Raw genomic sequence first — 11198 nt, 5'->3', positions numbered from 1 at the left:
AATCAACCCATGCACACCACCAACCGCAGACACCTCCACACCCGTGTCATTCCACCCACGCACCACCACATCACGCTCACCCGCAGTCAACACCGACAGATCGCCCACACGCCGACCCGCATCCTCGGCCATCGATTCGAGCAACGACCCCAAGTGCCCCGCCATCCGCTCGACCGTCGCCGCGTCGAAGCGGGCGCGGTCGTAGGACAGCTTGATCTTGACGGCGCGGCCTGCGCCGGCAGTGATGTGGAGCGGGTAATTGACCTGTTCGCGGCCGAAGTTGAGGTGGGCGTCCAGGCCGTTGGCAGCGGAGGTCTCGCGCCCTTCGGTGAGAGCCTGGTCCGGGTAGTTCTCGAAGACGAAGAGGCTGTTGAACAGGTCCTGCCCCGTGGGCAGCTCGCTGCATTCGGCGATGGTCACCAGCGGTACCTGCTCGTACTGACGGGCCTGCACCTGCTCGTCCTGCAGCCCGACCAGCCAGTCCACCACCGACTGTTCACGGTCGACCCGTATGCGCGTCGGGGTCGTGTTGATCAGTAGGCCGACCATCGAGTCCATGCCCTCGACCTGGCCGCCGCGTCCCGACGACGTCACACCGAACACCACGTCGTCCGCGTCGGAGTACAGGGCGAGCACCAGCGCCCAAGCGCCCTGGACCACCGTGTTCAGCGTGAGCCGGTGACGGCGCGCGAAGTCCGCCAGGCCGGATTCCGCGGCCGTGCTCGACAGCGCCACATGAGCTTCCGCGCGGCCCTGGTCACCGGTGGCTCGCTCCACGCCGAGCGTCGTGGGTTCAGTGACCCCGGCCAGGTAGTCGCGCCAGTACGCACGCGCCTGGTCCAGGTCCTGCGCGCCGACCCACGAGACGAAGTCCCTGAACGGCGCACGCGGGCTCAGGTCCGGCCGGCCCCTTCCGCTGCGGAAGGCGTCGTACGCCTCCAGCATCTCACCCATCACGATCGGCAGGCTCCAGCCGTCGAGGAGCAGATGGTGGTAGCTCCAGATCAGCTGATGCCGGTCGTCGGCGACGCTGATCACGGAGATCCGCACCAGGGTGGGCGCGGAGAAGTCGGCGCCCCGCGCCCAGTCGGCATCCAGGTGGTCACCGATCGCCTGCTGCTGCGCTTCCTCGTCCAGGTGCGAGAGGTCCCGTACGTCGAGGGGAAGGGGGACGGACCGGGAGACCACGGCCAGCGGCTCGGGCACTCCTTCCCAGACGACCGCGGTGCGCAGCACCTCGTGCCGGGAGAACACCAGACCCCACGCCTGCCTCAGCGCGTCGAAGTCCAGCTCGCCGTCCAGGGCGAGTCCGTTCTGCACCCAGTACATGCCGGGGTCGTCGGAGAGCCGGGTGTGGAAGAGCATGCCCTGCTGGAGGGCGGTGAGCGGATAGATGTCCTCGATCTCGGTCGGTACATGCTCCGCGACGCGGTTCAGTGCGGCCTGGTCGATGCGCGCGAGCGGGAAGTCGGACGGAGTGTGCCCGCCGGTGTCAGGTCGGCAGCAGTACTCGATCAGGTCGTCGAGGATGTCGGCGTAGCGCTGTGCCAGCGCGGCGATGGTCGCCTCGTCGTGCACCTGGGTGCCGTATGCCCACACCATTTCGAGCCGGCCGTCGGAGACACGGCAGTTGACGTCGAGGAGATGCGTGCGGTCGCCTTCGGTCGACCATGCGCGGCCGAGCGAGCCCTTGCCCGGGCGGAGCCGGCCGGCTCCGCCATCGGTGGCGGGCTCGCGGTCGCCGGTGCGCTGGGCGTTCTGGCTCAGGTAGTTGAAGCTGACCTCGGCACACCCGTCCGGAGTCCAGTCGGTGAGGTGGCGCAGCAGCCCGTACCCCAGGCCCTTGCGCGGCACGCCACGCAGATACTCCTTCGTACGGCGCAGCAACGCGCCCAGGTCGCCGTCCGCCGCACCTGTGAGCACCACCGGGTAGACGCTGGTGAACCAGCCGACCGTCCGCGACACGTCGATGTCGTCGCCGACGTCCTCACGGCCGTGGCCCTCTAGGTCGACGACCACCGACGGGACCCGGGCCCAGGACGTCAGAGCCATGCCGAGCGCGGCGAGGAGCACGTCGTTGATCTGGGTCCTGAAGGCGCTCGGCACCTCGCGGAGGAGGCGTTCGGTCTGGTGCGTGTCGAGCGTGGCCACGACCTCGCCGGCCGAGGTCACGCTGTTGTTGCCTGCGCGGTCCCGTGGCAGGGGCGCCGCCGCGGCCTCGGCGGCCCGCCAGTACGGGGCTTCCGCGGCGAGCTCCGGAGAGGCCGCCAGTTCGGCCAGCCGCTGGGTCCACCGCATGAACGACGTCGTCTTCGCCGGCAGCGCCACTGTCGTGGAGCCCGCCTCGGCCTGCCCGTAGGCCGAGATCAGGTCCTCCAGCAGGACCGGCCAGGAGACCGCGTCGACCACCAGGTGATGCGCCACCACCAGGACCAGGGGGCCTCGGTCGCCACGGTCGAAGACCGCCACCCTGAACAGCGGTCCTTCCGCCAGGTCGAGACTCGCCTGCACCTCCGTGGCACGTGCTTCCAGATACGCTGCCTCGTCCACACCATCCACGTCGGAGGCATCGATCACCGACACCGGATCGGCCGTCTCGGTCGCCACCAGGCGCCCGACCCACCCCCCGTCCTCCTGCACGAAACGAGAACGCAGCGCGTCGTGCTGCTCGGCCAGCGCACGCACCGCCGTCCGCAGCAGGTCGGGATCGACCCGGCCGTCGGCCTCCAGGACCGTCGACTGATTGAAATGTGCCGCCTGCGGCAGCGCACGGCCGAGGAACCACCGCTGGATCGGCGAGAGCGGGAAGTCGCCCACCACCACACCCTGCTCGGCGACGGCCATGCTCTCGCTTGCCGCCACCGATGCGAGACCCGCCACCGTCTGGTGATCGAACAACTGCGCCGCCGTCACGTGCACGCCGAAGTCCCGGGCCCGGGCGACGACGCGAATGCTGATGATGGAGTCCCCGCCGAGGTCGAAGAAGTTGTCCTCGATCCCGACCCGCTCCACTCCGAGGATCTCCGCCCACGCCTCGGCGAGGATGCGCTCCACCTCGGTGCGCGGCGCGACATACGTGTCCGCCGATGCCGCGTTCGCCCCGTCCGGCGCCGGAAGGGCACCGCGGTCGATCTTTCCGCTGCGCGTCATCGGCAGGCCGGCCATCTCGGTGAAGAGCGCCGGAACCATGAACTTGGGCAGGCGTTCGCCCACGAAGGCGCGCAGCTCACTGACGGACGGGATGCCCTCGGCCATGTCCGCGGGCACCAGGTAGGCGACGAGCTTGCGCTCCGTACCGCTGCCGTAGGCCGTCACGACGGCTGTCCTGACGCCCGGGTGGTCGGCGAGCACGACCTCGATCTCGCCGGGCTCGATGCGGAAACCGCGGACCTTGACCTGGTTGTCGGCACGTCCGACGAACTCCAGACGCCCGTCCGCCAGCCGGCGGGCCCGGTCTCCCGAGCGGTACATGCGGGAGCCGTCCCCGGCGAACGGGTCCGCGACGAAGCGCTCGGCGCTCAGCGCACCCCGGCCTCCGTAGCCGCGGGTGACTCCGGCGCCGCCGATGAACAGCTCACCGGCCACGCCGATCGGCGCGGGGTTGAGCGACGGGTCGAGGATGTAGACCCGCTCGTTGAGGAACGGGGTGCCGATCGGCGGGGTGCCGTCGGCGGTGACCTCTCCGCCGGTCGTGGCGATGGTGGTCTCGGTCGGCCCGTAGACGTTCAGCAGTCTCAGGCGCCTGTGCCAGAGCGCGGTGAGCCTGGCCTCCACACGCTCGCCGCCCACCAGCACCGTCGCGAGGTCGGGGAGGTCGTCCGGGGACAGGACCCCGAGCAGGGTCGGTGTCATGAAGGCCAGGCGTACGGCGGTCCGCCGCATCATCGAGGTCAGCCGCTCGGGCGGCGTGCGGTCCTGGCGCTCGGCCACGACCAGGGTCGCGCCGGTCGGCAGGGCCATCACCACCTCCCACACCGAGGCGTCGAAGCTGAAGGACGCGAACGCGAGGACGTGGTCGCCCGGGCCCGCGTGCAGCAACGAGCGCATCCCCTCGGCGAGGGTCGTCACGCCGCGGTGAGGCACGTGGACGCCCTTCGGCCTTCCCGTCGAACCCGATGTGTAGATGATGTACGCCAGCTGGTCGGGCAGGACACGCACCTGGGGCGGGGTCGCGGGGAGCTCGTCGAGCTCCGCCAGGACCGCCGGGTCGTCCAGCCGGAGCACGGTGTCCACGGTGCCGTCGGCGGCGAGGTCGGCGGCCACCGCCTCGTGGGCCACGAGCACCGACGCGCCGGTGTCGCTCATCATGAACTGGCGCCGTTCGAGGGGGTAGGCAGGGTCGAGGGGCAGGTAGCCCGCCCCGGCCTGCCAGACCGCGAGCGAGGCCACCGCCATGTCGGCGGAGCGCTCCAGGCACAGCGCGACGACGGACTCGGGTCCCACACCGGCCTGACGCAGACGATGAGCCAGTTGGTTCGCGCGGGCCATCAACGCGCCGTACGTGAGCGACCGTTCGCCTGCCAGGACGGCCACGACGTCAGGTGTGGCGGCCGCCTGCGCGGCGATGAGTTCGTGGAGGCCACCCGTGGGCGGAAGCTCCGTGGCGGTGTCGTTCCACTCCTCGACGAGCAGGTGACGCTCCGCGTCGGGCAGCAGCGTGACCTCGCCCACGTGCTGACCCGCGTCGGCGGCGAGGGCGTCGAGGAGGGTGACCAGGTGCGCGGCCATCCTCTCGACGGTCGCTGTGTCGAACAGCGCGGTGCTGAACTGAAGCTCTCCGGACAGTGCGCCGCCGGCGTCCGCCAGGGTCAGGACCAGGTCGAACTTCACGGGGACGGGCTCGGGGCCCGTACCCATGACGCCGGCGACGTCCGAGGCGTCGCGGTCGTCGAAACCGCCCGTCGACGCCCCGCCGTCGCCCGGGTCGCCGGGAACGTAGCTGAACATGACGTCGGACAGCGGGTTGCGTGACCGGTCCCGTTCGGCGACCAGCGCGTCGACGAGCCGGTCGAACGGCAGGTCCTGGTGCAGGTACGCGCCGAGGGCCATCTCCCGTACCCGCCCCAGGAGGTCGGCGAAGGACGGGTTGGCGGACAGGTCGGTGCGCATGACCAGCGTATTGACGAAGAACCCGATCAGGTCCTCGGTCTCGGCCAGCGAGCGGTTCGCGACCGGGGTGCCGATCGCGACGTCGTCCGTGTCTCCGTAACGCCCCAGGAGGACGCTGAAGGCAGCCAACAGCGTCATGAACATCGTCGTGCCGCTCTCGCGGGACAGCGCACGCAGTGCCTCTGCGGTGTCCGGTGCGACAGCGAAACGGGTGACGGCGCCCGCGGTGGAACGCACCTGGGGACGAGGCCGGTCGGTGGGCAGCTCAAGAACCGGTGCCCTGTCCAACTGCGCCCGCCAGTAGTCGAGTTGACCGTCGAGCACGTCACCGGTCAGCCACTGCCGCTGCCAGGCAGCGACATCCGCGTACTGCACGGGGAGCGACGGCAGCGGGTCGGGCTCACCGGCCCGGAACGCCTCGTACAGCTCGGACAGCTCGCGCCGGAGTATCCGGTCCGACCACTCGTCGAAGACGACATGGTGCATGGCGAGGGTCAGGGTGTGGTCGTCCGGAGCCAGGCGCAGCAGGGTGGCGCGCACGAGAGGACCGTTCGCCAGGTCGAAGGGGGTGAGGCCGTCCTCGCCGATCAGCCGGTCGGCCGCATCCCGCGGGTCGGCGCTGTCGGACACGTCCACGACCGGCAACGGCACGGCAGCCGCCGGGTCGATGACCTGCTGCGCCACCCCGTCCGCACCGGCCACGAGTCGGGTCCGCAGGACTTCGTGGCGCGCCACGAGCGCGTCGAGGGCAACTCCCAGGGCGAGGAGGTCGATGTCCCCGGTGAACCGCAGCCGGGTGGACATGTTGTAGTCGACCGAGCCGGGCTCCAGCTGGTCCAGGAACCACAGACGCTGCTGGGCGAACGACAGCGGCAGCGCCGCGTCCCTCGCCACGACAGTCACCGGGGGTGCGGCGTCACGGGCCGAGCTGTCGACGAACGAGGCCAGGCCCCGTACCGTCGGCCGGTCGAACAGGGCGGCCAGCGGAAGCTCCACCGAGAACATCTCACGGACCCGGGAGACGACCTGGGTGGCCAGCAGGGAGTGGCCCCCCAGTTCGAAGAAGCCGTCGAGGACACCCACCCTCTCGACGCCGAGCACACGCGCCCACACATCGGCGAGCAGTTCCTCGGTGGCGGTGGCGGGGGCGACGTACCGTCCGCCGCTCCCGGTCCGGAATCCGGCAGGCTCGGGCAGGGCTGCCCGGTCGGTCTTCCCGTTCGGGGTCAGCGGCAGCTCGGCCAGCTCCACGAACACAGAAGGGACCATGAACTCGGGCAGCCGCTCGCCCGCGAAACCACGCAACTCGACGACGGCCGGCAGGCCCTCCGTGTGGTCGGCCGGGACCAGGTAGGCCACGAGACGACGGTCCGTGCTCTCCCCGAACGCAGTCACCACCGCCGCCCGGACACCCGGGTGGGCGAGGAGCGCCGCCTCGATCTCCAGTGGCTCGATCCGGTAGCCGCGCACCTTCAGCTGGTCGTCGGCGCGGCCCAGGAACTCGAGCTGCCCGTCCGCCGACCACCGCACCCGGTCGCCCGTCCGGTACAGCCGGGAGCCGTCGGCGGCGAACGGGTCGGCCACGAACCGCTCGGCGGTGAGTGCCCGACGCCCTCCGTAGCCACGCGCCAACTGCGGGCCCCCGACGAACAGTTCACCTGGAACACCCACGGGCACGCAGCGCATGGACGCGTCGAGAACGAACACTCCGGCGTTGACGACCGGGGCGCCGATGGGCGGCGCGCCCGTCCCGCCCGAGGCGTCGACCTCCGCGATGCTCGCACAGACCGTGGTCTCGGTCGGCCCGTAGGCGTTGAACAGCCGGTGCCGCTTCCGCCACGCGGCGGCCAGGCCGGCGTCGAGACGCTCGCCCGCCGTCACCAGCGTGGTCACACCGTCCAGGTCGCCGGGCCTGAGAGCGTCGAGGAGCGACGGCGGTACGGTCGCCACGCTCACCCCGCTGCGCGTGACCAGGGACGCGAGCCGGGCGGGGTCGGCCCGGTCCGGCGCCTCGGCCACGACCAGGGTCGCGCCCACAGCCAGCGCCATCACCAGCTCCCACACCGAGGCGTCGAAGCTGAAGGGCGCGAAGCCGAGCACGATGTCGTCGCAGTCCGTGCCCAGCGCCGCCTGCTGCGCCGTGACGAGGTTCACCAGACCGCGGTGGGACAGGTGGACGCCCTTCGGCCGGCCGGTCGAGCCGGACGTGTAGATCACGTACGCGAGCTGGTCAGGGTGGACCGGCACCGACGGCGGGGTGGCGAGCAGGGCCGCGAGCGTCGCACGGGTGGCCGGTTCGTCCACCCACACCACGGTGTCGAGTCCGCCGGTCGCCGTGAGGCCGGCCGCGGCCGTCCGGTGACCGACCAGCACGGTGGCGCCACTGTCGGCGAGCATGAACTCCAGGCGCTCGGCCGGGTATTCCGGGTCCAGCGGAAGATAGGCCGCTCCGGCCTGCCAGACCGCGAGGACCGTGACGGCCATGTCGAGCCCGCGTTCTAGGCACACGGCGACGACGGACTCGGCGCCCACTCCCGCATCGCGCAGGTGGTGGGCGAGTCGGCCGGCGCGTGCCGCCAGCTCGGCGTAGGTCAGGGACCGGTCGCCCGCGACGAGGGCCACCGCTTCGGGGGCCGCCGCTGTCCGCTCGGCCACCAGCGCGTGGACACCGTCGGCGGCAGGCACTGCCTCGGCGGTGTCGTTCCACTCCCGCACCAGCTGCTCGTGCTCGGCCGCTGTCAGGACGGGCAGGTCACCGAGCCGCTGATCGGCGTCCGTGGCGATGGCCGTCAGGACGGTCGCCAGGTGGCCGGCCATCCGCTCCATGGTGGCGTCGTCGAAGTGGGCGCGGTCGTAGGACAGGCGCACCACCAGCTCCCTAGCGGAGGAAGCGATCACGCCGAGGGGGTAGTTGGACTGGTCGCGCCCGTAGTTGGCACCGGCACGCAGCCCGTCTCCCTCCGCGTACTGTCCGCCTTCGCCGCCCTCGACCCGTGCCTGGTCGGGGTAGTTCTCGAAGGCGTACAGGGTGTTGAAGAGCGCCTGTCCGGGGGCGAGTGCACTGCACTCCGTGATCGTGGTCAGAGGGGTCTGCTCATACTTGCGGGCGCGCACCTGCTGGTCCTGCAGCCCTGCAAGCCACTCCACCACGGACTGGTCGCGGTCGATCCGGGCCCGCACGGGCGTCGTGTTGATCAGCAGACCGACCATGGAGTCCATGCCGTCGATCTGTCCGCCACGCCCGGAGGACGTCGTACCGAACACCACGTCGTCGGAGCCCACGTACAGGCCGAGCACCAACGACCACGCACCCTGCACCACGGTGTTGAGCGTGACCCGGTGGCGGCGGGCGAAGTCGGCGAGGCCGGACTCGGCCACCTGCGCCGGCAGCGGCACCCGCCGCTCGTCACGCCCCTGCTGACCGGTGGCGTGCTCCACACCGAGCGTGACGGGCTCGGTGACCCCGTCCAGGTAGTCCCGCCAGTACGCGCGCGCCTCGTCCAGGTCCTTTGCGGCCACCCAGGAGACGAAGTCCCGGAACGGCGCGCGTGCGGCCAGTCCCGGCCGTTCCTCGCCCGCGCGGAAGGCGTGGTACGCCTCCATCACCTCGCCCAGAACGATGGGGATGCTCCAGCCGTCGAGGAGCAGGTGGTGGTAGCTCCAGAGCAGCTGGTGCCGGTCGTCGGCGAGGCGGATCACGGAGATCCGCACGAGCGTGGGCGCGGTGAAGTCGGCACCACGCGCCCAGTCGGCATCCAGGTGCTCGGAGATCGCGTGCCGCCGGTCCTCTTCGTCGAGCGGGGCGAAGTCCAGTAGCTGAAGAGGCAGGGGTACGGACCGGGAGACGACCGCGAGCGGCTGCGGTACGCCCTCCGAGACGACCGCGGTGCGCAGCACCTCGTGCCGGGAAAACACCAGCTCCCACGCCTGCATCAGAGCGTCGAGGTCCAGCTCGCCTTCGAGCAGCAGGCCGTTCTGCGCCCAGTACATGCCGGGGTCGGCGGAGAGCTGGGTGTGGAAGAGCATGCCCTGCTGGAGGGCGGTGAGGGGGTAGATGTCCTCGATGACGGTCGGCAGGTCCTCCGCGACACGGTCGAGCACGGACTGGTCGATGCGCGCGAGCGGGAAGTCCGACGGGGTGTGCCCACCGACCCCCGGACGGCAGCAGTACTCGATCAGGTCACCCAGAACCTCGACATAACGCTCCGCAAGGCCCGCGATCGTCGCCTCGTCGTGCACCTCGGCGCCGTACGTCCACACCATCTCCAGACGGCCGTCGGCCACCTGACTGTTGACCTCGATCAGGTACGCGCGTGCGCCGTCCTCGGACTGCGACTCACCGAGAGACCTGCCGGACGGACGGAAGCGGAGGCCGCCGTCCTCGTGGGCGGCAGCAGTGGAGTCGTCGGAGCGACGGCCGGACTGGCCCAGGTAGTTGAAGCAGACTTCCGCTCCGGCACGCGTGTCCCGGGTCCAGTCGGTGAGGTGGCGCAGCAGGCCGTATCCCAGGCCCTTGCGCGGTACGCCGCGCAGGTACTCCTTCGTACGGCGAAGCAACGCGCCCAGGTCGCCGTCCGCCGTTCCCGTGAGAGCCACCGGGTAGACGCTGGTGAACCATCCGACCGTACGCGACACATCGATGTCGGCACCGACGTCCTCACGGCCATGGCCCTCGACATCCACCACCACGGACTCCGTCCGGGTCCACTCGGTCAGCACCGCACCGAGCACACTCAGCAGCACGTCGTTGATCTGCGTCCGGTACGCGGCCGGCACCTCACGCAGCAGCCGCTCGGTCGGTCCGGACTCCAAGGCCAGCCGCAGATTGCTCACCGAAGCGTTCCGGTTCGCTCCGTCGCTGTCGCGGGGCAGGGGCGCGACCGCGGACTCCGCTTCCCGCCAGTAGGACGTCTCGAGCGCGAGCTCCGGCGAGACCGCCAGCTCTGCCAGCCGCTGCGACCACTGCACGAACGACGTCGTCTTGACAGGCAGCTCCACGGCGGAGGCGCCCTGCTCGACCTGCTGATACGCCGCCGTGAGGTCCTCAAGGAGCACGGGCCAGGAGACCGTGTCCACCACCAAGTGGTGGACAACGAACAGAAGCAGCTGCTCACGGTCCCCGCGGTCGATGAGCGCCACACGCAGGAGAGGCCCGTCAGCCAGGTCGAGACCGGCCTGCACCTCGGTGGCCCGGGCATCCAGGAACTGCCACTCGTCGTCGCCGTTCAGACCGGAGGCGTCGATGGTGGTGACCAGGTCGGCGGGTTCGGCCGCCAGGAGCCGGCCGGTCCACCGGCCGCCCTCCCGCACGAAACGAGAACGCAGCGCGTCATGCTGCTCGACGATCGCGCCCAACGCCGTTCGCAGTACGTCGGGGTCGATGCGCTCGGTGACTTCCAGGACGACCGACTGGTTGAAGTGCGACGGCCGGGGCATTTCGCGGGCGAGGAAGGACCGCTGGATCGGGGCGAGCGGGAAGTCGCCGACGACGATGCCCTGTTCGGCATCCGCCAGGCTCTCGCTCGTGGCCACCGAGGCCAGGGCCGCCACGGTCTGGTGGCTGAACAGCTGCGCCACCGTCACGTGGACACCGAGCTCGCGGGACTTCGCCGCGACACGGATGCTGATGATGGAGTCGCCGCCCAGCTCGAAGAAGTTGTCCTCGACCCCGACCCGCTCCACACCCAGGACCTCTGCCCACACCTCGGCCAGAATCCGCTCGACCTCACTGTCCGGCGCGACATAGTCCCCGGCCGAGCCGACGCGTGCGCCGTCAGGTTCGGGCAGCGCGGCGCGGTCGAGTTTGCCGTTCGGCGTCAGCGGCAGGGTGTCGAGTGACACGAATGCGGAGGGGATCATGAAGGCGGGGAGTCCGGTGCTCGCGAACTCGCGGATCTCGGCGAGGGACGGAATGCCCGCGGCCTGATCGGCGGGGACGAGGTAGGCCACCAGGCGACGGTCCTCGACATCCCCGAAGGCCACCACCACGGCGGAACGGACCTGGGAGTGGCCGGCCAGCACCGCCTCGATCTCACCCGGCTCGATCCGGAACCCACGCACCTTGACCTGATCATCCGCACGCCCGACGA

1 protein-coding gene is annotated in these 11198 nt (G+C 70.8%); it reads right to left on the bottom strand.

Translation table 11 applies throughout. From position 1 onward, the window contains the following. The coding region (locus tag ACFWSK_RS36850; protein WP_383796310.1) for an amino acid adenylation domain-containing protein at nucleotides 1–11198 on the bottom strand (11198 nt) is incomplete at both ends.

Origin of the sequence: Streptomyces sp. NPDC058620, assembly GCF_042717135.1 — a bacterium.
Classification (GTDB): Bacteria; Actinomycetota; Actinomycetes; order Streptomycetales; family Streptomycetaceae; genus Streptomyces.
The sequence above is the reverse complement of the archived record's forward strand: the minus strand, read 5'-3'. Positions and strand labels throughout refer to the sequence as shown.